We start from the raw sequence: 25949 nt of genomic DNA on the forward strand, positions 1-25949 counted from the left end.
CCCCCCCCCCCCCCCCCCCCCCCCCCCCCCCCCCCCCCCCCCCCCCCCCCCCCCCCCCCCCCCCCCCCCCCCCCCCCCCCCCCCCCCCACGTCCGGGTGCGGCTAGAACGCGTCGAACTCGTCGAACTCGCGCTGGGCGTCGTCGCGCTCGGCGTCGCGGTCGCGACGGCGCTGGGCGGCGGGTCGGGGCGCTTCGAGGCGGTGGTCCTCGCCGCGGCGGCCGAGCATCTCGGCGCCGGCCATCATGCTGGGCTCCCAGTCGAAGACGACGGCGTTGTCGTCGGCGCCGATGGCGACGCCGTCGCCGGCGCGGGCGCCGGCCTTCATCAGCCGGTCCTCGACCCCGAGGCGGTTGAGGCGGTCGGCGAGGTAGCCGACGGCCTCGTCGTTGTTGAAGTCGGTCTGGCGGACCCAGCGCTCGGGCTTCTCGCCGCGCACCCGGTAGACGTCCTCGGCCTCGTCGTACGTGACGGTGAAGCCCGCGTCGTCGACGGCCTTCGGGCGGATGACGATGCGGGTCGCCTCCTCCACGGGCTTGGCCGCGCGCGCCTCGCCGACGATGCCGGCGAGGGCGAAGGAGAGCTCCTTGAGGCCCGTGCGGGCGACGGCGGAGACCTCGTAGACCTGGTAGCCGCGCTCTTCGAGCTCCGGGCGGATCATGTCCGCGAGGTCCTGGCCGTCCGGGATGTCGATCTTGTTGAGGACGACGATGCGGGGACGGTCCTCGAGGCCGCCGTACTGCTTCAGCTCCTCCTCGATGATGTCGAGGTCGGAGACCGGGTCGCGGTCGGACTCCAGCGTCGCCGTGTCCAGGACGTGCACGAGGACCGAGCAGCGCTCGACGTGCCGGAGGAACTCCAGGCCGAGGCCGCGGCCCTGGCTCGCGCCGGGGATGAGGCCGGGGACGTCGGCGATCGTGTAGACGGTCGAGCCGGCGGTGACCACGCCCAGGTTGGGGACGAGCGTCGTGAAGGGGTAGTCGGCGATCTTCGGCTTGGCGGCCGACAGGACCGAGATGAGCGAGGACTTGCCGGCGCTCGGGTAGCCGACGAGCGCCACGTCGGCGACGGTCTTGAGCTCCAGGACGACGTCGCCGGCCTCGCCGGGCTCGCCGAGGAGCGCGAAGCCGGGGGCCTTGCGGCGGGCCGACGCGAGCGCGGCGTTGCCGAGGCCGCCGCGGCCGCCCTGGCCCGCGACGAAGGTGGTGCCCTGTCCGACGAGGTCGGCCAGGACGTTGCCCTGCTTGTCGAGGACGACGGTGCCGTCCGGCACGGGCAGGACGAGGTCCTGGCCGTCCTTGCCGGAGCGGTTGTCGCCGGCGCCGGGCTGGCCGTTGGTGGCCTTGCGGTGCGGCGAGTGGTGGTACTCCAGGAGCGTGGTGACCGCCTGGTCGACGACCAGGATCACGTCGCCGCCACGGCCGCCGTTGCCGCCGTCGGGGCCGCCGAGGGGCTTGAACTTCTCCCGGTGGACGGAGGCACAGCCGTGGCCTCCGTTACCCGCGGCGACGTGCAGCTCGACGCGGTCCACGAAGGTGGTCATGGTTGGTGCCTCCAGAGAGTTACTTACGTGCGGAATGTCTATCTAGTAACACGCGAAAGGCGGACCCGCTTCCCGATCCGGGAAGTGAGGTCCGCCTCCGCAAATGAACCGATCAGGCGACCGGAACGATGTTCACGACCTTGCGGCCACGGTGGGTGCCGAACTGCACCGCGCCGGCCTGCAGGGCGAACAGCGTGTCGTCGCCACCGCGACCGACACCCGCGCCCGGGTGGAAGTGGGTGCCGCGCTGGCGGACCAGGATCTCACCCGCGTTGACGGCCTGACCGCCGAAGCGCTTCACGCCGAGCCGCTGGGCATTCGAGTCGCGCCCGTTCCGGGTGGACGATGCGCCCTTCTTGTGTGCCATGTCTCAGTCCCTCTTACTTCGCAGCCGCGGGGATACCGGTGACCTTGATCGCCGTGTACTGCTGGCGGTGACCCTGGCGACGGCGGTAGCCGGTCTTGTTCTTGTAGCGCAGGATGTCGATCTTGGCGCCCTTGTGGTGGTCCACGACCTCGGCCGTGACCTTGATGCCGGCCAGGACCCACGGGTCGCTGGTGACGGCGTCGCCGTCGACCACGAGCAGGGTCGAGAGCTCGACCGTGTCGCCGACCTTGGCAGTGGAAATCTTGTCAACCTCAACGATGTCGCCGACAGCAACCTTGTGCTGGCGACCACCGCTGCGCACGATGGCGTACACGCGGATCTCTCTCTCACTCGGGATGGAACCTCTGAAGCCAGCCGCTCACACGGACCCGAGGGCCCGCGGCGTTCCGGAATCGGACGAGCGGCCTCTCCCGGCGAGCGGGAGGGAGGTGCTCAGAGGCGCGACGTGCCGATCAGACACGCCGACGGTCTAGGTTACGGGCGGCTGCCACAAGGGGTCAAATTCGCCCGAGCGGGTGCGGGCCGCCCCGTGGAGGGACGGCCCGCACCCGGTGGAGTCAGTCCTGGGCCGGAGCCGCGGTCTTCTCCGCCGCCTTCTTGGCCGGGGCCTTCTTGGCGGTGGTCTTCTTCGCCGCGGTCTTCTTGGTCGCCGCCGTCTTCTTGGTGGCGGCCTTCTTGGCCGTGGCCTTCTTCGCGGTCTTGCGCGCCGCCGTCTTCTTGGCCGGCGCGGCCTCCGCCTCGGCCTCGGCCTCGGCCGGGGCGTCCTCGGCGGGAGCCGCGGCCACCACCAGGACGGCGGCCTCCTCGGCGCCCGCGGGCGCACCGGCGGGAGCGGTGGCCTTGCGGACCACCCGGCGGCGGGCACGCGGCGCGGCGGCCGCGGGGGCCTCCTCGACGACGGGCTCGGCCACCGGCTCGGCGACGGGCGCGGGCTCGACGACCGGCTCGGCGACGACGACCGGCTCGACGACCTCGGCGACCGCCTCCGTGGTGGAGACGACCGGGGAGGTCACCCGGCGGGTCGCGCGGCGACGGGCACGCGGGGCCGGGGCGGCCTCCTCGGCCACCGGCTCCGCGACGGGCGCGGGCTCGACGACCGGCTCGGGCTCGGCGGCGGGCTCCTCGGCGACGGGCGCGGTCTCCGCGACCGGCTCCGGCTCGCGGACGACGGCGTCGGTCTCCACGACCGGCGCCGGAGCGGCCGGTGCGGACACCCGACGGGTCGCCCGGCGACGACCGCGGCCACGGGTGGCGGCGGCCTCGGCCTCGGCGGCGGAGCCGTACAGCTCCTCGTCCGCGGCGATCGGCTCCGGCAGCGCCACCGGGGCGGCGAGCTCCGCCGCGACCTCGGCCTCGGTCTCGGCCTCCGCGGCCTCCACCTGGTCGTGGTCGTGCTCGTGGACGTGCTCGGCGCCGCCGCGGCCGCGCTTCTTCGAGCGCTTGCCGCCGCCACCGCCGCCGGCGGTCGCCGGCTGCTCCATGTGCACGATGACACCGCGGCCGTTGCAGTGGACGCAGGTCTCGGAGAAGGACTCCAGGAGGCCCTGGCCGACCCGCTTGCGGGTCATCTGCACCAGGCCGAGCGAGGTGACCTCGGCCACCTGGTGCTTGGTCCGGTCCCGGCCCAGGCACTCCAGGAGGCGGCGCAGCACCAGGTCGCGGTTGGACTCCAGGACCATGTCGATGAAGTCGATGACGACGATGCCGCCCAGGTCGCGCAGGCGCAGCTGCCGGACGATCTCCTCGGCCGCTTCGAGGTTGTTCCTCGTCACGGTCTCCTCGAGGTTGCCGCCCTGACCGGTGAACTTGCCGGTGTTGACGTCGACGACGATCATCGCCTCGGTCTTGTCGATCACCAGCGAGCCGCCGGACGGCAGCCAGACCTTGCGGTCCAGCGCCTTCATGAGCTGCTCGTCGATCCGGTAGGTCGCGAAGACGTCGACCTCGCTCGTCCACTTGGACAGGCGGTCGGCCAGGTCGGGCGCGACGTGCGAGACGTAGCCGTGGATGGTCTCCCACGCGTCGTCGCCGCTGACGATGACCTTGGAGAAGTCCTCGTTGAAGATGTCGCGGACGACCCGGACGGTCATGTCCGGCTCGCCGTAGAGCAGGCTCGGCGCGGACGTCGAGATCTGGGCGGCCTTCTTCTGGATGTCGGCCCACTGCGCCTGCAGGCGCTCGACGTCGCGGCGCAGCTCGTCCTCGCTCGCGCCCTCGGCGGCGGTGCGCACGATGACGCCCGCGTCCTCGGGGACGATCTTCTTGAGGATGGTCTTCAGCCGGGCGCGCTCGGTGTCCGGGAGCTTGCGGCTGATGCCGGTCATCGAGCCCTCGGGCACGTACACGAGGTAGCGGCCGGGCAGGGAGACCTGGCTGGTCAGACGGGCGCCCTTGTGGCCGATCGGGTCCTTGGTGACCTGCACCAGGACCGACTGGCCGGACTTGAGGGCGGTCTCGATGCGGCGCGGGCCGTGGCCCATGCCGAGCGCCTCGAAGTTGACCTCGCCGGCGTACAGGACGGCGTTGCGGCCCTTGCCGATGTCGACGAACGCGGCCTCCATGGACGGCAGCACGTTCTGGACCTTGCCCAGGTAGACGTTGCCGACGTACGAGGTGGCCTGCTCCTTGTTGACGTAGTGCTCGACGAGCACGTTGTCTTCCAGGACGCCGATCTGGGTGCGCTCGCCGTTCTGGCGGACGACCATGACGCGCTCGACGGCCTCGCGGCGGGCGAGGAACTCGGCCTCGGTGATGATCGGGACGCGGCGGCGGCCCTGCTCGCGACCTTCGCGGCGGCGCTGCTTCTTGGCCTCCAGGCGGGTTGAGCCCTTGATGGACTGGACCTCGTCGCTGCCGGTGCCGGGCTCGGCCTTCTCGCGGGCCGGACGGGGCTCGCGGACCTTGACGACCGTGCGGACGCCCTCGTCGTCGGCGCCCTCGGCGTCGGCGGCGGCGTCCCCGCTGCGGCGGCGGCGACGGCGGCGGCGACGGGAGCTGCTGGAGCCGCCGGCGTAGCCCTCGGCCTCCTCCGACTCCTCCTCGCCGTCCTCGTGGTCGCCGTCCTCGTCCTCGGCGTGGGGCTCGTCGCCCTCCTCGGACTCCTCGACCTCGGTGAGCTCGCCGCGGCGGCGGCGACGGCCACCACGACGGCGGCGGCGGGACGGACGGTCCTCGTACTCGTCGCCGTCCTCGGACTCCTCGGCGGCATCGTCGGCCTCGTCGGCGGCGGCCTCGACCTCGGGCTCGTCGGCGACGGTGGCCGGGACGGGCTCGACGGCGACGGGCTCGCCGCGGCGACGGCGACGGCGGCGGGAGCCGGTCTCGGCGCGCTCGGCGGCCTCCGGGGCCTCGGCCACCTCGGCCGCCTCGACGGTCTCGACCGTCTCTTCCTCCTCCTCGGGCTCCACCGCGACGGCGGCGGCGGCCGCGGCGGCGGTCTCCGGGGTCTGGAACATCGGCTCGGTGAAGACCGGGGCCTGGAAGACGGCGACGGAGGGGCGCGCGGCGCGGCGCGACTCCCGGGCCGGAGCCGGCTCGGAGGTGAACTGCGGCGAGGTGGCGCGGCGGCGGCCGCGGCCACGGGTGGCGGCGGTCTCGGCGGCGGTGACCTCGGCGTCGTCGGCGGCGATCTGCTCGACGGCGGCCTGGGGCAGCGACTCGCCGGTGACGGCGGGTTCGGCGGCGGCCTCGGGCGAGGTGGCCTTGCGGGTGGCGCGGCGGCGGGTACGGGCCGGCGGCGCGGCCTCCTCGACGACGGGGGCGGCCTCGACGGCCGGGGCCTCGGCGACCGGGGCGGCGGCGGGGGCCTCGGCCGCGGGCTCCTCGGCTACGGCGGGGGCGCCGGCCGGGGCGGTGGCCTTGCGGGTGGCGCGGCGGCGGGTACGGGCCGGCGGCGCGGCCTCCTCGGCGACCGGGGCGGCCTCGACGGCCGGGGCCTCGGCGACCGGGGCGGTCTCGGCGGGCTCCTCGACGGCGGCCGTGGAGGTCACGGGCGAGGTGGCCTTGCGGGTGGCGCGGCGGCGCGCGGGGCGCGCCGGAGCGGCCTCGGGCGCCTCGTCGGCGGCCGGGGCGGGGGTCTCGGCGGGCGCCTCGGCCACGGCCTCGGCGGCCGGGGCCGAGGTCTCGGCCGCGGTGTCCGCGGCGGGGGCGGTGGCCTTGCGGGTCGCGCGGCGGCGGGTACGGGCCGGCGGCGCGGCCTCCTCGGCCACCGGGGCGGCCTCGGCCGCCGGGGCCTCGACGGCCGCCGGGGTCTCGGCGGAGTCGGCGGTCGCGCCCGTCACCGGCGGGCCGGCGGGGCGGGAAGCGGCGCGGCGCCTGCGGCGCGGCGGCAGCTTGTCACCGGGGGCGTTGGTGTCTTCGTTGGACTCGAGCATGCGGGGTTTCTCCCGTCACGCTCCCGGGCGCCGCGCCTGGTTCCGGTCCGGCGGCACGGTCGCGCCTGTGGCGCGGTGCCGCCGTCCGGGGCGCGGGCGCCGCACGGGAGCTCTGTGTCTGGCTCGCCGGTTCCGTACGCCCTGTGCGGACGGCCTGGCGAAAGTCTTCTGGTCAGTGCGCTGCCCGACCCAGGTGGCTCCCGAGTACCAGGGCGGCGCTACGACGACCGCTCCCTACGCGGTACCTGCACCCGGCGCCGTCGCAGAGGCGGTCGCGGCGGCCGTGGTAGGTGCGGCCGTGACTGCCTCGCGGTCGGGCGCGAGCGGGTCGGTCACCGTGCCGGACTCCTCGTCGAAGAGCCCCTGCGCCAGCCTGGTCACCGCAGCGGGGACCGGCGGCGCCAGGTCGGCCACAGCTCGGAGACCGGACAGGACGTCGTCGGGTCGTACGGCAGGTGTCACGTGCCGAACAACCAGCCGCAGTATCGCACAGGCGCTGTCGAGCGGCCTATCACCCTGGGGATCACCCTGGGGGCGGGCCGCCGTCAGCTCGGTGACCGCGGAACGGGCGTCGAAGGTGCGGACGCCGTTCTTGGTCTTGCGCTGTACTTCCACCGTCTCGGCCGCGAGAAACGCCTCGACGGCCTTCTCGGCGTCCTCGACCGTGACGCCTTCGAGCCGCAGCTCCCACACGGAGGCGGTGAGCCGGTCGGCGAGTCCGGAGGTCCGGGCCTCGACGGCGTCGGTGATGTCGAGTCCGGCCGGCAGGGACTCGTCGAGCAGCGCCCGCAGCGTCTCGGGGTCGCGCGTCTGCGTGAGCGCGATCTCCAGGTACTCGGCCTCGGAGCCGGTGCCCGTCGGGGCGGCGTTGGCGTACGAGACCTTGGGGTGCGGGGTGAAACCGGCCGAGTACGCCATGGGCACCTCGGCGCGGCGGAGCGCACGCTCGAATGCGCGCTGGAAGTCTCGGTGACTGGTGAACCGGAGGCGGCCGCGCTTGGTGTAGCGCAGTCGGATGCGCTGCACCGCCGGTGCGGGCGGCGGGCCTTCGGGCTGTCGCTTGCCCAGTGGTTCTTCTCCTCGGTGCGGGGCGGCGCGGGTGGCGCCGTCCACGAGATGTACGGGTTGCCCCGGGGGTCCCGCCCGGTTCACCCCCGCTGTCGCGGGGAGATCTCGGGGGCGGGCGCCGCGCCGGGGACGTTCGTTGTACTACCCAGAGTACGCGCCCGGGCCACCTCCGGTTCCCCGGGCCGGGTCAGCGGGGTCCGCCGAAGAGCGCGACGCGCACCTCCCGCGCGGCCGTGCGGACGGCCCGTCCGGCGGCGGCGAGGGGGGCCTGGACCCACGTCCGCAGCCAGTGGCCCACCGGCGTCAGGACCACCCGGTACGCCCAGGCGAGGGGACGCCCGACCGAGTGCCACAGCAGCCACCCGACGGCGCGCCCCAGGGCCCGGCCGATCAGGCCGGAGACCCGCCAGGCCCATGCGAGCGCCGTGCCGGCCGCCCGGCCGACGGGGGCGAGCACCTGACGCCAGAGCCAGGCGAGCGGGGTGACGAGCAGCAGGTCGACGACCCACCACACGGCCCGGGCGACGGGCAGGAGGACCCACCGTCCCAGCCACGTCAGCGGCGTCACGACCAGGAGGTCGACCAGCCACCACAGGGCTCGCCCGACCGGGGCGAGCACCCACTCCCACAGGAACCGCAGCGGGATCACGAGCAGGTGGTGGATCAGCCAGGCGAGGACGCGGCCGAACGGGGCGAGCACCCAGCGCCACAGCTGCTTCAGGCACAGGGCGAAGACGTCCCAGACCAGCCGGACGGGCAGCACGACCACCAGCGCGATGACCCGCGCCACCCCCGTGAGGCAGCCCCCGGGCTCGTGCGGCGACCGTGACCTGCTGTTCTCCGTGTCCATGCCGGAAATGACGCGACGGCCCGGCGGAGGGTTTCCCCTCCGCCGGGCCGTCATCCAAGCGTTACCGGTTGACGACCGTCAGCGGCAGCAGCGTCTTTCCGGTGGGACCGATCTGGATGTGGGTGTCCATCTGCGGGCAGACGCCGCAGTCGAAGCACGGGGTCCAGCGGCAGTCCTCGACCTCGGTCTCGTCGAGGGAGTCCTGCCAGTCCTCCCAGAGCCAGTCCTTGTCGAGACCCGAGTCGAGGTGGTCCCAGGGGAGGACCTCCTCGTAGGTGCGCTCGCGGGTCGTGTACCAGGCGACGTCGACGCCGGCGTCGGGAAGCGTCTTCTCGGCGCAGGCCATCCAGCGGTCGTAGGAGAAGTGCTCGCGCCAGCCGTCGAAGCGGCCGCCGTCCTCGTAGACCGCGCGGATGACGGCGCCGATGCGGCGGTCGCCGCGGGACAGCAGGCCCTCGACGATGCCGGGCTTGCCGTCGTGGTAGCGGAAGCCGATGGAGCGGCCGTACTTCTTGTCGCCGCGGATCTTGTCGCGGAGCTTGCGCAGGCGCTCGTCGGTCTCCTCGGCGGAGAGCTGCGGGGCCCACTGGAAGGGGGTGTGCGGCTTGGGGACGAAGCCGCCGATGGAGACGGTGCAGCGGATGTCGTTCTGGCCGGAGACCTTGCGGCCCTCGGCGATCACGTTCATCGCCATGTCGGCGATCTGGAGGACGTCCTCGTCGGTCTCCGTCGGCAGGCCGCACATGAAGTACAGCTTCACCTGGCGCCAGCCGTTGCCGTACGCGGTGGAGACGGTCCGGATGAGGTCCTCCTCCGAGACCATCTTGTTGATGACCTTGCGCATGCGCTCGGAGCCGCCCTCGGGGGCGAAGGTGAGACCGGAGCGGCGGCCGTTGCGGGTCAGCTCGTTGGCCAGGTCGACGTTGAAGGCGTCCACGCGGGTCGACGGCAGGGAGAGGCCCACCTTGTCGTCCGTGTAGCGGTCGGCCAGGCCCTTGGCGATCTCGCCGATCTCGGTGTGGTCGGCGGAGGAGAGCGACAGGAGGCCGACCTCCTCGAAGCCGGTCGCCTTGAGGCCCTTCTCGACCATCTCGCCGATGCCGGTGATGCTTCGCTCCCGCACGGGGCGCGTGATCATGCCGGCCTGGCAGAAGCGGCAGCCGCGGGTGCAGCCGCGGAAGATCTCGACGGACATGCGCTCGTGGACGGTCTCCGCGAGCGGCACGAGGGGCTGCTTCGGGTACGGCCACTCGTCGAGGTCCATGACGGTGTGCTTGGAGACGCGCCACGGCACGCCGGACCTGTTCGGCACGACGCGGCCGATGCGGCCGTCCGGCAGGTACTCGACGTCGTAGAAGCCGGGGATGTAGACCGAGCCCGTCTTCGCGAGGCGGAAGAGGACCTCCTCGCGTCCGCCCGGCCGGCCCTCTGCCTTCCAGGCGCGGATGATCTCGGTCATGTCGAGGACGGCCTGCTCGCCGTCGCCGATGATCGCCGCGTCGATGAAGTCCGCGATCGGCTCGGGGTTGAAGGCCGCGTGGCCGCCGGCGAGCACGATCGGGTGGTCGACGGTCCGGTCCTTCGCCTCCAGCGGGATGCCGGCCAGGTCCAGGGCGGTGAGCATGTTCGTGTAGCCCAGCTCCGTGGAGAAGCTGAGGCCGAAGACGTCGAAGGCGCTGACGGGGCGGTGCGAGTCGACGGTGAACTGCGGGACGCCGTGCTCCCGCATCAGCTCCTCCAGGTCCGGCCACACGCTGTACGTGCGCTCGGCGAGGACGCCCTCGCGCTCGTTCAGCACCTCGTAGAGGATCATGACGCCCTGGTTGGGCAGACCGACCTCGTACGCGTCCGGGTACATCAGCGCCCAGCGGACGTCGGCGGACTCCCACGGCTTGACCGTGGAGTTCAGCTCTCCACCGACGTACTGAATCGGCTTCTGCACGTGCGGGAGCAGAGCTTCGAGCTGCGGGAAGACAGACTCGGCAGCAGACATCTCGAACCTTCGTGAGCTGGCAGGGGGGCGACTCTCAAGCGTACCCCGGTGCTCAGCGGCTCAGCGCCGCCTTGAGTTCGGGAGCGGAGGCCCGGGCCCAGACCCGGGGCAGTTCCCGCTCGGCGGCGGCCGCCGCGGCCTCCTCGCGGCCGTAGAGAAGTCCCCAGGTGAAAGCCGATTCGCCGACCCCGTGGGCCATGATCCCGAACTCGCGGAGGGCGGCGCGCGCGACGACGGCGTCCTGGTGTTCGCCGAGGAGCGACTGCACCGCCTTGACGCGCTTCGCGAGCCGCTTCGCGGGTTTGCCGAGCGCGGGGCGGGCCGCGTCGGCGGCGTAGCGGGCGCGTTTGGCGGCCTTGCGGGCCTCGTGGAGGGCGAGGTCGCGTTCGTGGCCGGGGGTGAGGGCGAGGGCGTGGCCGATCCTCCGGCCGAGGCGGTCGTGGTCCTTGCGGACGGCGCGGGCGAGGACCTCGGGGGCGTCGCGGCGGGCGGCCTTGCGCAGCGGCGGGTCGGCCAGGAGCGCGGCGAGGGTGTCGAGGAGGGTGAGATAACGGTCGGAGTCGAGGGCGGTGAGGGCCTGGTGCCGGGCGTTCCTGGCGAGTGCGGCGTCGCGGCGGCGCAGCCGGGCCTGGACGGGGCCGAGGGTGAGAGCGGCCGGCAGTTCCGCGACGCGGGCGCTCAGCCGCTCGTCGAGGACCTCCTGGTCGCGGGCGACGCCGAGTTCGCCGGCGAGCCACTTCAGCTCGTCGCCGACGGGGTCGGTGGCGGTGCGGTCGAGGACCCGGCGGTAGGTCTTGAAGGCGCTGCGCATGCGGCGGCAGGCGACCCGCATCTGGTGGACGGCGTCGGGCAGGTCGCGCCGGACGGCGGGGTCGAGCGCGACGAGGGCGTCGGCCTGTTCGCGCACGTAGGCGAGGACGGCGGCGCCGGCGGTCCCTGACTTCCCGGGGGCGGGGGCCGGTTCGGGTGCGGAGCCCGTCTCGGCGAGGGCGCGGGCGAGCTTGGACGGGGAGGCGGAGGGGTGGATGCCGGCCTTGCCCAGGCGTCTGCCGACGGCGTCGAGGAAGGCGGGGTCGTCGATGCCGTCGGCGAGCTCCACCTCGATCTCGGTCCAGGTGGCGGCCGGGCCCGCGGGCAGCCGTTCGGCGTGGACGGTGTCGACGGAGAGTTCGGCGAGGAGGGTGCCGTCGGCGGCGCGCAGGTGGCGGACGTCGCGCGCGGAGCGGAGGCGGACGACGGGGACGACGGTGCCGCCGCGGACCCGGGAACGCAGGAGCCCCGCCAGCTCACCCGGAAGGGTGTCGGTCAGCGGGGCCCTGATCTCGTCGCGGACTCCGGCGGCGACGGGGAACTTCACGTGCCAGCCGGCGTCGCCGCCGCCGGTGCGGCGGCGGAGGGTGAGCGCGTCGGCGGCCAGCCTGAGGTCGGGGGTGTCGTAGTAGACGGCGTCCAGTTCCACGACGCCCCGGTCGGCGACCTCGGCGACCCCGCGGACCTTGGTCAGGTCCGGTACCGGAGTCTCCCCGGTGGCTTCGTACTTCCGCTCGATCTCGCGCTTCGTCTCGGCCATACCTCGAATCTAACCGCCGTCAGGCCGTCATCGGGCGTTGTACGCGAATGGACTGGAGGAGGCCGATCGCCACCCACACGGCGAACATGGACGAGCCGCCGTAGGAGACGAAGGGCAGCGGCAGTCCGGCGACGGGCATGATGCCGAGGGTCATGCCGATGTTCTCGAAGGACTGGAAGGCGAACCAGGCGATGATGCCGGCGGCGACGACCGTGCCGTAGAGCTCGGTGGTCTCGCGGGCGATCCGGCAGGCGCGCCAGAGGATGACGCCGAGGAGGACGAGGATCAGGCCGGCGCCGACGAAGCCCAGCTCCTCCCCCGCGACCGTGAAGACGAAGTCGGTCTGCTGTTCGGGGACGAACTGGCCGGTGGTCTGGGAGCCCTTGAAGAGCCCGGAGCCGAGGAGGCCGCCGGAGCCGATGGCGATGCGGGCCTGGTTGGTGTTGTAGCCGACGCCGGCGGGGTCGAGGTCGGGGTTGGCGAAGGCCGCGAACCGGTTGATCTGGTACTCGTCGAGCATGCCGAGCGCGGTGACGAGGACCGCGCCGAGGACACCCGCGCCGATGAGGCCGAGGACCCACCGGTTGGAGGCGCCGGAGGCGAGCAGGACGCCGAGCACGATGACGGCCATGACCATGACCGAGCCGAGGTCGGGCATCAGCATGACGATGCCCATGGGGAGGGCGGCCAGGGCGAGGGCCTTGGCCACCGTGCGGTGGTCGGGATGGAGCTGGTCGCCGGCGTCGACCTTGGCGGCCAGCAGCATCGCCATCACCAGGATGATCGTGATCTTCACGAACTCGCTGGGCTGGAGGGAGAAACCACCGCCGATCACGATCCACGCGTGGGCGCCGTTGATGGTGGCGCCGAGCGGGGTGAGGACGGCGAGGATCAGCACGATCGAGAGGCCGTAGAGGATCGGCACCGCGCCGCGCAGGGTGCGGTGGCCGAGCCAGATCGTGCCGATCATCAGCGCGAGGCCGATGCCGGTGTTGAGCACGTGCCGGAAGAGGAAGTAGTACGGGTCGCCGTTGTTGAGCTCGGTGCGGCCGCGGGTGGCGGACCAGACGAGCAGGGCGCCGATGCCGGAGAGCGCGATCGCCGACAGCAGGATCGGCCAGTCGAGCCGGCGGACCACCGAGTCGCGGGCGGCCAGTTTGGCGAGGGTGCCGCGCTCGGGGGCGTACCGGGAGACGGAGAAGCCGTGGGGTGCGGTCATGGGCTCAGTCCCTCGTCCGGCCGGCGGGCGGGCCCGCGAGTGCCTGGTCGTCGTCGTCCGGCTTCCCGGCCGGGGTGGCGCCGTCCTGCTTCGCGGGCGCGTCGGGGTCGACCTTCTGGGCCTCGGGGTCGTAGGGCGCGATCTTCGGGGCGTCGATGGAGCCGTCGGCCTCGATCTTCGGCAGGTTCTTCTGCGGCTGCGGCAGCAGGGCCCGCTTGAGGTCCTGGTTGCCGGCGTCGTCGAGCCCGTAGAGCGCGTCGTAGATGTTGCGCACGGCGGGGCCGGAGGCTCCGGAGCCGGTACCACCCTGGGAGATCGTCATGACGATCGCGTAGTCCTTGGTGTACGTGGCGAACCACGAGGTCGTCTGCTTGCCGTAGACCTCGGCCGTACCCGTCTTGGCGTGCATCGGGATCTTGTCCTGGGGCCAGCCGCCGAAGCGCCAGGCGGCGGTACCGCGGGTGGCGACACCCGCGAGCGCCTCCTCTATCAACGCCTGCGTCTTGGCGTCCATGGGGAGCTTGCCGTGGGACTTGGGCTTGATCTCGGTGACGTCCTTGCCGTCGGGGCTGACGACGGCCTTGCCGACGGTCGGGTTCCACAGGGTGCCGCCGTTGGCGATGGCGGCGTAGATGGTGGCCATCTGGATGGGGGTGACGAGGGTGTCGCCCTGCCCGATGGAGTAGTTGACGGAGTCACCGGCGCGCATGAGGTTGCCTTCGAGGCAGTTCTCGTAGGAGAGCTGCTGCACGTAGGTGCCGCCGCGCTTGCCGATCTTGCACCAGTAGTCCTTGTTGGCCGCCCAGAAGTCCTGCTTCCACTTCCGGTCGGGGACGCGGCCGGTGACCTCGTTGGGGAGGTCGATGCCGGTCTCGGCGCCGAGGCCGAACTGGTGGGCCGTCTTGTAGAACCAGTCCTTGGCGTCCTTCTTCGGCTTCATGCCGCCGTCGTTCAGCCACTGCTGGTGGGAGAGCGCGTAGTAGACGGTGTCGCAGGAGACCTCGAGTGCCTGGCCGAGGGTGATGGAGCCGTGGCCCTGGGACTCGAAGTTCTTGAAGACCTGCCCGCCGATGGCGTACGAGGAGGGGCAGGGGTAGCGCCCGTTGAACTCGTAGCCGGCGTTGACGGCGGCGGTCGTCGGGATGACCTTGAAGATCGAGCCGGGGGCCGCCTGGCCCTGGATGGCCCGGTTGAGCAGCGGGAAGTTGGAGTCCTTGCCGGTGAGGGCCGCGTAGTCCTTGGCGGAGATGCCGCCGACCCAGGCGTTGGGGTCGTAGTCGGGCTGCGAGGCCATGGCGACGATCCGGCCGGTCTTCGTCTCCATGACGACGACGGCGCCGGCGTCGGCCTTGTAGTTCTCGCTGGTGTTCTTGTCGTACGTCTTGCGGGCCTCGACCATCGCGTTGTACAGCTCCCACTCGGCGACCGCCTGCACGCGGGCGTCGATGGAGGTGACGACGTTGGAGCCGGGGACCGCGGGGTCGCTCTTGGCCTGGCCGATGACGCGGCCGAGGTTGTCGACCTCGTAGCGGGTCACGCCGGCCTTGCCGCGCAGTTCCTTGTCGTAGGTGCGCTCCAGTCCGGAGCGGCCGACCTGGTCGGAGCGGAGGAACGGCGAGTCGCTGTCCTTGGCCTTCTCGATCTCGGCGTCGGTGACGGGCGAGAGGTAGCCGAGGACCTGCGAGGTGCGGGACTTGCCGGGGGCCGGGTAGCGGCGGACGGCGGTGGGTTCGGCGGTGATCCCGGGGAAGTCCTCGGCGCGCTCGCGGATCTGCAGGGCCTGCTGGGTGGTGGCCTCGTCGGTGACCGGGATCGGCTGGTAGGGCGAACCGTTCCAGCAGGGCTTGGGGGTCTCGGAGTCGCAGAGCCGGATCTTGTTGATGACGTCGTCGGGCCGCATGTCGAGGACGCCGGCGAGCCGGGTCAGGACGGCCCTGCCCCGGTCCTTCATCTTCATCAGCTCGGTGCGGGACGCGGAGACCACGAGGCGGGTCTCGTTGTCGGCGAGCGGGACGCCGCGGGCGTCGAGGAGCGAGCCGCGGACGGCCGGCTGGACGACCTGCTGGACGTGGTTGTTCTTCGCCTCGTCGGTGTACTCCTTGCCGTTGCGGATCTGGAGGTACCAGAGACGGCCCCCCAGGGTCAGCAGCAGCGAGAAGACGAGGATCTGGATGACGACGAGCCGGATCTGGACCCGCGGGGTCCGCCCGGTCTCGGGGATGTTGCTCATACCGCCGGTGCCCCCTCGGTCACAGTCGCTTGACTCCCTTGATGCGTCCGGCCCGTGAGGCGCGGCTCCGGGCGGCCTTCACGCGCAGGCCGCCGCGCTGGTTGCCGATCCGCAGGCCGGTGCCGGAGGAGAGCCAGCCCGACGCGACGTCGGCGCCGTTGCCCCCGCCGGCGTCGGCCAGGGGATCGTTCTCGGCCCGCCGGGCCAGGGCCATGATGAGCGGCACCGTGAACGGCGCGAGGAGCAGGTCGTACACGGCCGCGGTGAACAGCAGGAAGCCGAGGCCGACGTGGCGGGCGGCGGTGTCGCCGACGAGGGCGCCGACGCCCGCGTAGAGCAGGGTGGATCCGACGGCCGCGGCGACGACGACGGCCATCGGGCCGGCCGCCGAGGTCAGCCGTCCGTTGTCGGGGCGGGCGAGGCCGACCAGGTAGCCGATGACGCAGAGCACCAGGGCGTAGCGCCCGGCGGCGTGGTCGGCGGGCGGCGCCAGGTCGGCGAGCAGGCCCGCGGTGAAGCCGACGAGGGAGCCGCTGACCGGGCCGTAGACCAGGGCGAGGCCGACGACGGTGAGCAGGACGAGGTCGGGGACCGCGCCGGGGAGCTGGAGGCGGGCCAGGACGGAGACCTGGACGACGAGGGCGACCACGATCAGGGTCGCGGAGAGGAGGATGCGGTTGAACTTCACGGTGTCGCGTCCCCCTGGTCCTGCGGTGCCTGCTGGTTCGTGTCCGGCTTCGTGCCCTGCCGGGTGCCGTCGGCGGCCTGCTGGCCGTCCGGTGGTGGCGGTGTGACCGTGACGGTGACGGTCGGCGCCGGCTTGGGCTTCTGCGGCAGGACCATGTCGCGCGGGTCCGAGCGGGGTGCCTGGACGACGACGCCGACGATGTCGAGCTTGGTGAAGCCGACGTACGGGCGGACGTAGATGTTGCGGGTCAGTCCGCCGCCGGCCGGGTCGACGCGGACGACCTCGCCCACCGGCACGCCGGGTACGAAGGGCTTGTCGGCGCGCGAGCCGAAGGTGACGAGCCGGTCCCCGGGCTTGACCTTGGCCTTGCCGTTGAGGAGCTGGACCAGGAGCGGGCTGTCGCCCTGGCCGGTGGCGAAGCCGAGTTCGTCGGACTTCTCCATGCGGGTGCCGACGGTGAAGTCGGGGTCGTTGGCGAGGAGGACCGTGGAGGTGGAGGGGCCGACGGTGGTCACGCGGCCGACGAGCCCGGAGCCGTTGAGCACGGTCATGTCGCGCGTGATGCCGTCGCGGGCGCCGACGTCGATGGTGACGGTCCAGGAGAAGCCCTGGGCCGCTCCTATGGCGATGACCTGGGCGCCCTTGATGCCGTACTGGCCGGCGCCGGCGGTCTTGAGCATGGTGTCGAGTTCGCGCAGCCGGTTGCGGTTGCGGTCGTCGCTGCCCAGCTCGGCCTTGAGCTCGGCGTTCTCCTTCTCCAGGGCGGCGATCCGGGTGTGCCGCTCCCCGGAGTCCCGGACCGCGCCTATGGCGTTGCCGATCGGATCGACGGCCGCCGCCACGCCGTTCTCGACGGGCCCGAAGACCGCTGCCGCGGCCTGCCGGGCACCGTCGACGGGTGACTCCTGGCCACCGCGGATGTCCACCGTGATCAGTGCGAACGCGATGGCGATCAGCAGCACCAGGAGCAGCCGGCTCTCTCGTGTGTCCCTCACGTGCGGCGGCCGTGCCTTTCCTCGTGGTTCGGTTGTTCGGCTGTGCGGTCGTTCTCTGGTGGGGCGGTACGCGTGCCGGGGCGGTGCCGCGCCTAGCGGCGCGGCTGGGCGTCCAGGACCTGCTGGAGGGCCTCGAACTCCTCCACGCACTTGCCGGAGCCGAGGGCCACCGAGTCCAGCGGGTCCTCGGCGATGTGGATCGGCATGCCCGTCTCGCGGCGGAGCCGCTCGTCGAGGCCGCGCAGCAGGGCGCCTCCACCGGTGAGAACGATGCCGCGGTCCATGACGTCACCGGAGAGCTCGGGCGGGCACTTGTCGAGGGTGGTCTTCACCGCGTCGACGATGGCGTTGACCGGCTCCTCGATGGCCTTGCGGACCTCGGCGGCGGAGATGACCACGGTCTTGGGGAGGCCGGAGACGAGGTCGCGGCCGCGGATCTCGGTGTGCTCGTCCTTGTCGAGGTCGTAGGCCGAACCGATGGTGATCTTGATCTGCTCGGCGGTCCGCTCACCGAGGAGGAGCGAGTACTCCTTCTTGATGTGCTGGATGATCGCGTTGTCCAGCTCGTCGCCGGCGACCCGGATCGACTGTGCCGTGACGATTCCGCCGAGGGAGATGACGGCCACCTCGGTGGTGCCGCCGCCGATGTCGACGACCATGTTGCCGGTGGCCTCGTGGACGGGGAGGCCGGAGCCGATGGCGGCCGCCATGGGCTCCTCGATGATGTGCACCTGGCGGGCGCCGGCCTGGGTCGACGCCTCGATGACGGCGCGGCGCTCCACTCCGGTGATGCCGGAGGGCACGCAGACGACGACGCGGGGACGGGCCAGGTAGCGGCGCTTGTGGATCTTGAGGATGAAGTAGCGGAGCATCCGCTCGGTGATCTCGAAGTCGGCGATCACGCCGTCCTTGAGCGGGCGGACCGCGACGATGTTGCCGGGCGTCCGCCCGATCATCTTCTTCGCCTCGGCGCCGACCGCGAGGATGCCGCCGGTGTTGGTGTTGATCGCGACGACGGACGGCTCGTTCAGAACGATGCCTCGACCCCTGACGTACACCAGCGTGTTGGCGGTCCCGAGGTCGACAGCCATGTCACGGCCGATGAACGACATTGAGTTCCCCTTGATTTCCCATGGCTGAGAGTGGTGCGGCGATGGAGTTTTCCATCGTAGTGCCGCCCGCGTGAAGAGCGCGCGGTGGTCCACCTCTGTACAGGTGACGGCAGGACGCGGCGATCCGTTCCCGGGATTGGTGTTCATATGCCTGGGGGCGGCCGAATTCCTTCGGTCGCCCCACAGAGTTGTGCCGATCGGCTGACAAGGGGTCAGCCTCGGCGCGTCGGATCAGACGAGGCCCGGGAAGAAGATCTTCAGCTCGCGGAGCGCCGACTCCTCCGAGTCGGAGGCGTGGATCAGGTTCTCACGGACGATCGTGCCGAAGTCGCCCCGGATGGAGCCGGGCGCGGCGGCGATCGGGTCGGTCGGGCCGGCGAGCTGCCGGACGCCCTCGATGACCCGCTCGCCCTCGACGACGAGCGCGACGACGGGGCCGGAGGACATGAAGCCCATCAGCGGCTCGTAGAAGGGCTTGCCCTTGTGCTCGCCGTAGTGCTGCTCCAGCGTCTCCTGGTCCAGCTCGCGCAGTTCCAGGGCCGCCAGGGTCCAGCCGGCCTTGCGCTCGATACGGCCGATGATCTCGCCGATCAGGCCACGGCGGACGGCGTCGGGCTTGAGCAGGACGAGCGTGCGCTGGCTCACGGGGGAACTCCTTCGGAAAAGCGGTGTGCGGGACCTCCGAGGCTACAGGTCCCGCACGTGCCCCGATTACGCAGCGTCAGGCCCTGCCGAGCCCTGGGCGGCCTCGGCGGCGGCCCAGCGGGCCTTCACTTCGTCGATCCGCCGTCCGTAGTGCACCGAGGCCCACCACAGGCCGGCGAAGACCGCGCCGAGGAAGAACATGGTCGGGACGACGAAGCCGCTGAGGACCAGGCCGATCTGCAGGGCCCAGCCCAGCTGGATGCCGCCGGGCCGGGTGACCATGCCGCACAGCAGCACGGAGAAGAGCATCGCGAGGCCGCAGACCCACCACACGGTGGACAGGGCGAGGCTGTCGTCCTTCATCGCGACGAGACCGGCGAAGCCGATGACGAAGAACTCGCCGATGAGCGTCGAGGAACAGAGCGTGCGCATCGGACTCAGCCCCTCCGGAGCAGCAGGCGGGCGTCGCCGACCGTGAAGATCGAACCGGTGACGAGGACGCCCGCGCCGCCGTACTCGGCCTCTTCCTCCGCCAGGGTGATGGCGGCCTCGATGGCGTCGTCCAGCCGCGGTTCGACGACCACCCGGTCCTCGCCGAAGACCTCGACGGCGACCGCGGCGAGCGCGTCCACGTCGGTGGCCCTCGGGGTGGAGTTGGCCGTGATCACGACCTCGGCGAAGATCGGCTCGAAGGCTTCGAGAAGGCCCCGGGCGTCCTTGTCGCCGCTCGTGGAGACCACGCCGATGAGCCGCGAGAAGCCGAACGCCTCGCTGATGCCCTCCGCGGTGGCGCGGGCGCCGTGCGGGTTGTGCGCGGCGTCCAGGATCACCGTCGGGGAGGAGCGGACGATCTCCAGGCGGCCGGGCGAGGACACCTGGGCGAAGGCCCGGCGGACCGTGTCCACGTCCAGCGTCCGGGCGTGCTCGGCGCCGATCCCGAAGAACGCCTCGACCGCGGCGAGCGCCACGGCGGCGTTGTGCGCCTGGTAGGCGCCGTGCAGGGGCAGGAAGAGGTTGTCGTACTCGCCGCCCAGGCCGCGCAGGGTGAGGAGCTGGCCGCCGACCGCGACCTCGCGGGAGACGATGCCGAACTCCATGCCCTCGCGGGCCACGGTCGCGTCGGCCTCGACGGCCTTCTTCAGGAGGACCTGGGCCGCGTCGACCGGCTGCTGGGCCAGGATCACGGTGGCGTCCTGCTTGATGATGCCGGACTTCTCGCCGGCGATCTCGCCGGTGGTCCCGCCGAGCCGGTCGGTGTGGTCCAGGTCGATGGGGGTGACGACGGCGACGGAGCCGTCCAGGACGTTCGTCGCGTCCCAGGTGCCGCCCATGCCGACCTCGACGACGGCCACGTCGACCGGGGCGTCCGCGAAGGCCGCGTACGCCATGCCGGTGAGGACCTCGAAGAAGGAGAGGCGGTACTCCTCGCGGGCGTCGACCAGCTCCACGTACGGCTTGATGTCCTGGTACGTCTCGATGAACCGCTCGGCGGAGATCGGGGCGCCGTCCAGGCTGATCCGCTCGGTGATGGTCTGCACGTGCGGCGAGGTGTACCGCCCGGTGCGCAGCTCGAAGGCGCCGAGCAGGGCCTCGATCATGCGGGCCGTCGACGTCTTGCCGTTGGTGCCGGTGATGTGGATCGAGGGGTACGCGCGCTGCGGCTCGCCGAGGACGTCCATCAGGGCCGCGATCCGCTTGACCGAGGGCTCCAGCTTCGTCTCGCCCCAGCGGGTGGACAGCTCCGTCTCGACCTCGCGGAGCGCCTTGTCGAGCTCGGGGTCCTCGGGACGGGCGGGCACGGGGTCGCCCTGGGGCGGGCCGCCCTGCGTCCGCAGCGTGCGGCTGCCGGCCTCGATCACCGCCAGGTCGGGGTCGCGGTCTGTCTCGTTGTCGACGATGTCGTCGAACCGGTCATTCGGGTCCCTCGGCTCACTCACGGACCCCAGTCTACGGAGCGGTGCCGACAGGACCGTGGACCCACCCCTTTCGGGACGTTCGCCCCGCCGTCCGCCGGAGCCGCGGGGCAAACTCGGCGATCATGGACATCGGATCGGCCCGGGTACGGCCCACACGCTCCTGGACGCACCCGTCCGGATCACGGGGCGGAGGAGGGAGTCGGACGCCGCGAGCCCGGCATGACCGGCGGGACGCCCCCTGGGCCTTCTCTTCCGGATCTTGCCTGACCCGTGCCGGCCTGACCGGCAAGATCCGAAAGAGACGACCTAGCGGTCCAGGCCGGTCGGGAGCAGGGCCGTCACGGCGTAGGCGCCGCGCTCGCGGCGGGCGGTGAGCGTGCCGCCCATGCTGGTGACGCGCTCCTCCATGGAGAGCAGTCCGGTGCCGGTCGAGACGGGGGCGGGGTCGGGCGGGGTCGCGGGCAGCGCGTTGCGCACCTCGACGCGCAGGTCGCGGCCCTCGACCGTGATGGCGACGGTGACGGGCAGGCCGGGCGCGTGCTTGGCCGCGTTGGTCAGGCACTCCCGCACGACGCGGTGGACGGCGGCCTGGCGGAGCGGTGACAGCGCCTTGGCCTCCTCGGCGACGGTGAGGGTGACGGCGCCGCCCATCCGCCCGCTCTCCGCGGCGAGGGCGGTGAGCCCTTCGAGGCCGGGGGTGGCGGCGTCCCGGTCGGCGCGGCGCACGAGGGTCTCGTTGAGCATGAGGTGGGCGCGCCGGGCGGTGTCCGCGAGTTCCTCGAAGTCCTTCTGGTACGTCTCGCCGCGGGAGCGCACGGAGAGCACCTCGGCCCGGACGGCGAGGACGGTGAGTTCGCGGCCGACGAGGTCGTGGACGTCCCGGCCGACGGAGATCCGCTCCTCCTGGACTGCCTGCCGGGCGGCGGCGTCGCGCCGCTGGACCTCCAGGGCGCGGACGAGGTCCTGCCGGTAGGCGGCGATGCCGACGCCGGCCGCGAGGACGCCGATGGGGACGACCAGGCTGAGGAAGTCGCTGAGGGTGTCTCCGTGCCGGGCGGGCCAGCCGGGCGTGAGGAAGAGGGCGTACGCCACGCCGGCGTAGAGCAGGGTCGCGGCGGTGGCGGCGCGGCGGCCGCGGAACCGGCCGATCGAGTAGAGCGCGAACTGGATCATGGTCAGTTCGTGCAGCCATCCCATGAGGGCGAGTGCCACGGCGTACGGCACCCAGGGCAGCCGGCGGCGGAGCACGAGCGTGGCCGCGCCGGCCGCGAGGACCAGGGTGGCGGTGACGCCGGTGAGGGAGTTGTCCTCGCGGGCCAGCCCGGGGACGTCCAGGACCATCAGGCCGAAGGCGCTGAGGGCGGCCACGACGTCGAGGGCGCGGGGCGATACGGCCCACCGGTCCACGCAGCGGCGGAGCGCGGGGACGGTGGGGAGGCGGAGCATGCCCTCCATCATCCAGGGTCTTTCGGCCCGGCGCCGTGGACCTGAAGTCCCGTCCGGTGTGAGGTCGGGCACTTCACCCCTTTCGGGGCAGTCCGGGCATACGGCAGAGGGGCCCGGGACCGTGGAACGGTCCCGGGCCCCTCACGCCGTGCGGATCAGGCCTGCGGCAGGCTCGCCAGCTGGTTCTGGATCCGGGCGATGTCCTCGTCCGCCTTGGCGAGGCGGGTGCGGATCTTGTCGACCACGTTGTCCGGGGCCTTCGCGAGGAACGCCTCGTTGCCGAGCTTGCCGTTCGCCTGGGCCTTCTCCTTCTCGGCGGCGGCGAGGTCCTTCGCGAGGCGCTTGCGCTCCGCGGCGACGTCGATCGTGCCCGACAGGTCGAGCGCGACCGTCGCGCCGCCGATCGGCAGGGAGGCGGTGGCGGAGAAGCCCTCGCCCTCCGGCTGGAGGCGCAGGATCTGGCGGATGGCGGCCTCATGCGCGACGAGCGGGGTGCCGTCGAGGGAGAGGCGGGCGGGCACCTTCTGGGCGTCCTGCAGGCCCTGCTCCTTGCGGAAGCGGCGGACCTCGGTGATGGCCCGCTGGACCAGCGCGATCTGCTGCTCGGCGGCCTCGTCGCGGAAGCCGCTGTCCTTCGGCCAGTCGGCGATCACGACGGACTCGCCGCCGGTCAGCGTGGTCCAGAGCGTCTCGGTGACGAACGGGACCACCGGGTGCAGCAGGCGCAGCATGACGTCGAGGACCTCGCCGAGGACGCGGCCCGAGACCCGGGCGCCCTCGCCGCCGGCGAAGAACGTCGTCTTCGACAGCTCGACGTACCAGTCGAAGACCTCGTCCCACGCGAAGTGGTAGAGGGAGTCCGACAGCTTCGAGAACTGGTAGTCGTCGTAGAAGGCGTCGACGTCGGCGACCGTCTTGTTGAGCCGGGACAGGATCCAGCGGTCGGTCGCCGACATCTCCGAGGCGTCCGGCAGCGGGCCCTCGACCGTCGCGCCGTTCATCAGCGCGAAGCGGGTGGCGTTCCAGATCTTGTTGGCGAACTTGCTGGACGCCTGGACCCAGTCCTCGCCGATCGGGACGTCGACGCCCGGGTTCGCGCCGCGGGCCAGGGTGAACCGGACCGCGTCGGAACCGTAGGTGTCCATCCAGTCCAGCGGGTTGACCACGTTGCCGAAGGACTTCGACATCTTCTTGCCGTTCTGGTCACGGACCATGCCGTGCAGGGCGATGGTGTGGAACGGCGGGGTGCCGTCCATCGCGTACAGACCGAACATCATCATCCGGGCGACCCAGAAGAAGAGGATGTCGTAGCCGGTGACCAGGACGGAGTTCGGGTAGAACTTCGCGAGGCTGTCGGTCCGTTCGGGCCAGCCGAGCGTGGAGAACGGCCACAGGCCGGAGGAGAACCAGGTGTCCAGGACGTCCGTGTCCTGGTGCCAGCCCTCGCCCGTCGGCGGCTGCTCGTCCGGTCCGACGCAGACGACCTCGCCGTCGGGGCCGTACCAGACGGGGATGCGGTGGCCCCACCACAGCTGGCGCGAGATGCACCAGTCGTGGAGGTTGTCGACCCAGTCGAAGTACCGCTTCTCCATCTCCTGCGGGTGGATCGCGACCTTGCCGTCGCGGACCGCGTCGCCGGCGGCCTGCGCGAGCGGGCCGACCTTGACCCACCACTGCATCGACAGGCGCGGCTCGATGGTGGTCTTGCAGCGCGAGCAGTGGCCGACGGAGTGGACGTACGGACGCTTCTCGGCGACGATCCGGCCCTCGGCGCGCAGCGCGGCGACGATGGCGGAGCGCGCCTCCAGGCGGTCCAGGCCCTGGAAGGGGCCGTGGACGGTGATGACCGCGCGCTCGTCCATGACGGCGAGGTTCGGCAGGCCGTGGCGCTGGCCGATCTCGAAGTCGTTGGGGTCGTGCGCCGGGGTCACCTTGACGGCGCCGGTGCCGAACTCGGGGTCGACGTGGGTGTCGGCGACGACCGGGATGGTGCGGTCGGTCAGCGGCAGCTTGATCTGCGTGCCGACGAGGTGCTTGTACCGCTCGTCGTCGGGGTGGACGGCGACGGCCGTGTCGCCGAGCATCGTCTCGGCGCGGGTGGTGGCGACGACCAGCGAGTCGTCGCCCTCGCCGTACCGGATGGAGACGAGCTCGCCCTCGTCGTCCTGGTACTCGACCTCGATGTCGGAGATCGCGGTCAGACAGCGCGGGCACCAGTTGATGATGCGCTCGGCACGGTAGATCAGCTCGTCGTCGTAGAGCTTCTTGAAGATGGTCTGGACGGCCTGGGACAGGCCCTCGTCCATGGTGAAGCGCTCGCGGGACCAGGCGACGCCGTCGCCCAGGCGCTTCATCTGGCCCGAGATCTGGCCGCCCGACTCGGCCTTCCACTGCCAGACGCGCTCGACGAACGCCTCACGGCCCAGGTCGTGGCGGGACTTGCCCTCCTTGGCGAGCTCGCGCTCGACGACGTTCTGGGTGGCGATGCCGGCGTGGTCCATGCCGGGCTGCCACAGCGTCTCGAAGCCCTGCATGCGCTTGCGGCGGGTGAGGGCGTCGATCAGCGTGTGCTCGAAGGCGTGGCCCAGGTGGAGCGAGCCGGTGACGTTCGGCGGCGGGATGACGATCGTGTACGGCGGCTTCTCGCTGTTCTCGTCCGCCTCGAAGTACCCACGCTCTACCCAGCGCTGGTACAGCGGCCCCTCTACCTCGGCCGGCGCGTACTGGGTCGGCAGTTCGGTCGTGGGCGCTGTCTGCTGCTGAGTTTTCTCGGTCACGGGCCCAGTTTAGGGGTGTCTTCGCCTTGTCCTGAAACGCTTTGGTTCGGTAACGGTGTGGCCCCCGCCGCACTTCCCCCTCGCCGGTTCCGCCAGGATGTTCGGTAGGCATAAACATCCTGTGAGGGGAACCTGTCGATGAGCTACAACCAGCCGGGCCCGTACGGCGGCCAGCCGCCCCAGCAGCCCGGTCCCTACGGCCAGCCGGGCCCCTACGGCCAGCAGCCGCAGCAGCCCGGCCCGTACGGCCAGCCGCAGGCTCCCCAGCCGGGTTACGGGTACCCCCAGCAGGCTCCGCAGGGCGTCCCGCCACAGCAGCCGCCGTACGGCTACCCGCAGCAGCCTGGCCCGTACGGCCAGCAGCCGCCCTACGGCGCCCCCCAGGGCCCCGGCGGCTACGTGCCCCACCCCCCGGCCCCCAAGAAGTCCAAGGCCGGCTGGATCATCGGCGCGGTCGCGGTCGTCGCGGCCATCGGCGTCGGCGCGTACTTCGTGATCGGCGGGGGCGGCGGCGCGTCGGTCGCCGACGACGGCCCGCACAAGCTCATCACTCCCGAGACGGTGCTGACCGAGTACAAGAAGGCCCCGGACAAGGGCGGCTCCTCCGGCAAGAACTCCCTGAAGGAGGCCGAGGAGAAGGGCGTCAAGAACGCCAAGGAGGTCAAGGCCAATTACCAGGTGGAGAACAAGGCCAACCCGCTCGCCAGCAAGATGATCTCGTTCAACGGCCTCTACGGTGAGATCGACGACCCGGAGAAGGTCGTCGACCTCATCTTCGCCAACGCCAAGACGGAGGCCGAGAAGGACTCCGGCTCCGGCGACGAGCCGCAGCTCGTCGGCAGCCCGCAGGCGTACGAGCCGGCCGACCTCGACGGCGCCGTGCTGAAGTGCCAGCAGGCCAAGACGAAGGCCGACCCGTCCAACGGCGCGCCCTCGTTCACCATCAACATGTGCGTGTGGGCCGACCACAGCACCGTCGGCTTGGTCGTCCCGGCCGACATGGCCGCCCTGATGACGGGCAAGGCCGGTTCGGCCGAGGAGGCCGCCGCGCTGACGGCCAAGCTCCGCAAGGAGGTCCGCGTCAAGGCCTGATCTCGGGCCCGCACGCGGAAGGGGCGCCCCGCCGGCTGGTGGGGC

The 25949-nt window shown here is 72.1% G+C and carries 19 protein-coding genes; 1 reads left to right on the top strand and 18 read right to left on the bottom strand.

Features of this window, described 5'->3' with window-relative positions; translation table 11 throughout:
* Positions 1 to 102: 102 nt before the first annotated feature.
* The 18 genes from obgE to ACZ60W_RS27605 form a co-directional block, all read right to left on the bottom strand.
* Positions 103 to 1542 (bottom strand): GTPase ObgE, encoded by a 1440-nt coding sequence (obgE, locus tag ACZ60W_RS27520; protein ID WP_469758068.1) that lies wholly within the window; start codon positions 1540 to 1542, stop codon positions 103 to 105.
* A gap of 112 nt (positions 1543 to 1654) precedes the next feature.
* Positions 1655 to 1909, bottom strand: a complete 255-nt coding sequence (gene rpmA, locus ACZ60W_RS27525) for a 50S ribosomal protein L27 (protein ID WP_003976205.1) — start codon at positions 1907 to 1909, stop codon at positions 1655 to 1657.
* Positions 1910 to 1922: 13 nt separating this feature from the next.
* Complete coding sequence (gene rplU / locus ACZ60W_RS27530; RefSeq protein ID WP_015033583.1) at positions 1923 to 2243, bottom strand: 50S ribosomal protein L21; 321 nt, start codon at positions 2241 to 2243, stop codon at positions 1923 to 1925.
* A 244-nt stretch (positions 2244 to 2487) separates the two neighbouring features.
* Positions 2488 to 6303, bottom strand: a complete 3816-nt coding sequence (locus tag ACZ60W_RS27535; RefSeq protein WP_469758069.1) for an Rne/Rng family ribonuclease — start codon at positions 6301 to 6303, stop codon at positions 2488 to 2490.
* A gap of 234 nt (positions 6304 to 6537) precedes the next feature.
* A complete protein-coding gene (locus ACZ60W_RS27540; RefSeq protein WP_469758070.1) occupies positions 6538 to 7329 on the bottom strand; it encodes a TIGR03936 family radical SAM-associated protein in 792 nt (263 codons plus the stop codon).
* Positions 7330 to 7558: 229 nt separating this feature from the next.
* On the bottom strand, positions 7559 to 8221 hold the full coding sequence (locus ACZ60W_RS27545; protein ID WP_469758071.1) for a hypothetical protein: 663 nt from the start codon (positions 8219 to 8221) through the stop codon (positions 7559 to 7561).
* Between the two features lie 61 nt (positions 8222 to 8282).
* Complete coding sequence (locus ACZ60W_RS27550) at positions 8283 to 10214, bottom strand: TIGR03960 family B12-binding radical SAM protein (protein ID WP_469758072.1); 1932 nt, start codon at positions 10212 to 10214, stop codon at positions 8283 to 8285.
* Between the two features lie 52 nt (positions 10215 to 10266).
* Entirely contained in the window at positions 10267 to 11784 is a 1518-nt protein-coding gene (locus ACZ60W_RS27555; protein WP_469758073.1) for a CYTH and CHAD domain-containing protein, read from the bottom strand.
* A 19-nt stretch (positions 11785 to 11803) separates the two neighbouring features.
* Positions 11804 to 13003, bottom strand: a complete 1200-nt coding sequence (rodA, locus tag ACZ60W_RS27560; protein ID WP_469758074.1) for a rod shape-determining protein RodA — start codon at positions 13001 to 13003, stop codon at positions 11804 to 11806.
* Between the two features lie 4 nt (positions 13004 to 13007).
* A complete protein-coding gene (gene mrdA, locus ACZ60W_RS27565) occupies positions 13008 to 15233 on the bottom strand; it encodes a penicillin-binding protein 2 (protein ID WP_469758075.1) in 2226 nt (741 codons plus the stop codon).
* A gap of 19 nt (positions 15234 to 15252) precedes the next feature.
* Positions 15253 to 15921, bottom strand: a complete 669-nt coding sequence (gene mreD, locus ACZ60W_RS27570) for a rod shape-determining protein MreD (RefSeq protein WP_469758076.1) — start codon at positions 15919 to 15921, stop codon at positions 15253 to 15255.
* Positions 15918 to 16916, bottom strand: a complete 999-nt coding sequence (mreC, locus tag ACZ60W_RS27575) for a rod shape-determining protein MreC (protein ID WP_366305968.1) — start codon at positions 16914 to 16916, stop codon at positions 15918 to 15920. Before mreC ends, mreD begins: the two co-directional genes overlap by 4 nt.
* A gap of 92 nt (positions 16917 to 17008) precedes the next feature.
* Positions 17009 to 18028, bottom strand: a complete 1020-nt coding sequence (locus ACZ60W_RS27580) for a rod shape-determining protein (RefSeq protein ID WP_017239313.1) — start codon at positions 18026 to 18028, stop codon at positions 17009 to 17011.
* Positions 18029 to 18259: 231 nt separating this feature from the next.
* On the bottom strand, positions 18260 to 18673 hold the full coding sequence (gene ndk / locus ACZ60W_RS27585) for a nucleoside-diphosphate kinase (protein ID WP_015033594.1): 414 nt from the start codon (positions 18671 to 18673) through the stop codon (positions 18260 to 18262).
* 66 nt (positions 18674 to 18739) lie between these two features.
* Positions 18740 to 19105 carry a DUF4233 domain-containing protein gene (locus ACZ60W_RS27590; protein ID WP_469758077.1) on the bottom strand — a complete coding sequence of 122 codons (366 nt, stop codon included), beginning with the start codon at positions 19103 to 19105 and terminating at the stop codon, positions 18740 to 18742.
* 5 nt (positions 19106 to 19110) lie between these two features.
* Complete coding sequence (gene folC, locus ACZ60W_RS27595) at positions 19111 to 20610, bottom strand: bifunctional tetrahydrofolate synthase/dihydrofolate synthase (RefSeq protein ID WP_469758078.1); 1500 nt, start codon at positions 20608 to 20610, stop codon at positions 19111 to 19113.
* A 285-nt stretch (positions 20611 to 20895) separates the two neighbouring features.
* Complete coding sequence (locus ACZ60W_RS27600) at positions 20896 to 22035, bottom strand: sensor histidine kinase (protein WP_469758079.1); 1140 nt, start codon at positions 22033 to 22035, stop codon at positions 20896 to 20898.
* A 155-nt stretch (positions 22036 to 22190) separates the two neighbouring features.
* Positions 22191 to 24812, bottom strand: coding sequence for a valine--tRNA ligase (locus ACZ60W_RS27605; protein ID WP_469758080.1), 2622 nt, complete (start codon positions 24810 to 24812; stop codon positions 22191 to 22193).
* Positions 24813 to 24950: 138 nt separating this feature from the next.
* Here ACZ60W_RS27605 and ACZ60W_RS27610 point away from each other — a divergent pair, with 138 nt between their 5' ends.
* Complete coding sequence (locus tag ACZ60W_RS27610) at positions 24951 to 25904, top strand: hypothetical protein (protein ID WP_469758081.1); 954 nt, start codon at positions 24951 to 24953, stop codon at positions 25902 to 25904.
* The last annotated feature ends 45 nt before the right edge of the window (positions 25905 to 25949 follow it).

Source organism: Streptomyces sp. NPDC104202 (assembly GCF_055584185.1).

Bases quoted from the DNA above. Each gene is read 5' to 3' on its own strand.
- obgE (WP_469758068.1), bottom strand. From the start codon at position 1,542: ATGACCACCTTCGTGGACCGCGTCGAGCTGCACGTCGCCGCGGGTAAC.
- ACZ60W_RS27555 (WP_469758073.1), bottom strand. From the start codon at position 11,784: ATGGCCGAGACGAAGCGCGAGATCGAGCGGAAGTACGAAGCCACCGGG.
- rodA (WP_469758074.1), bottom strand. From the start codon at position 13,003: ATGACCGCACCCCACGGCTTCTCCGTCTCCCGGTACGCCCCCGAGCGC.
- ACZ60W_RS27535 (WP_469758069.1), bottom strand. From the start codon at position 6,303: ATGCTCGAGTCCAACGAAGACACCAACGCCCCCGGTGACAAGCTGCCG.
- ACZ60W_RS27550 (WP_469758072.1), bottom strand. From the start codon at position 10,214: ATGTCTGCTGCCGAGTCTGTCTTCCCGCAGCTCGAAGCTCTGCTCCCG.
- rpmA (WP_003976205.1), bottom strand. From the start codon at position 1,909: ATGGCACACAAGAAGGGCGCATCGTCCACCCGGAACGGGCGCGACTCG.
- ACZ60W_RS27600 (WP_469758079.1), bottom strand. From the start codon at position 22,035: ATGCTCCGCCTCCCCACCGTCCCCGCGCTCCGCCGCTGCGTGGACCGG.
- ACZ60W_RS27590 (WP_469758077.1), bottom strand. From the start codon at position 19,105: ATGCGCACGCTCTGTTCCTCGACGCTCATCGGCGAGTTCTTCGTCATC.
- ACZ60W_RS27580 (WP_017239313.1), bottom strand. From the start codon at position 18,028: ATGTCGTTCATCGGCCGTGACATGGCTGTCGACCTCGGGACCGCCAAC.
- mrdA (WP_469758075.1), bottom strand. From the start codon at position 15,233: ATGAGCAACATCCCCGAGACCGGGCGGACCCCGCGGGTCCAGATCCGG.
- ACZ60W_RS27610 (WP_469758081.1), top strand. From the start codon at position 24,951: ATGAGCTACAACCAGCCGGGCCCGTACGGCGGCCAGCCGCCCCAGCAG.
- ACZ60W_RS27545 (WP_469758071.1), bottom strand. From the start codon at position 8,221: ATGGACACGGAGAACAGCAGGTCACGGTCGCCGCACGAGCCCGGGGGC.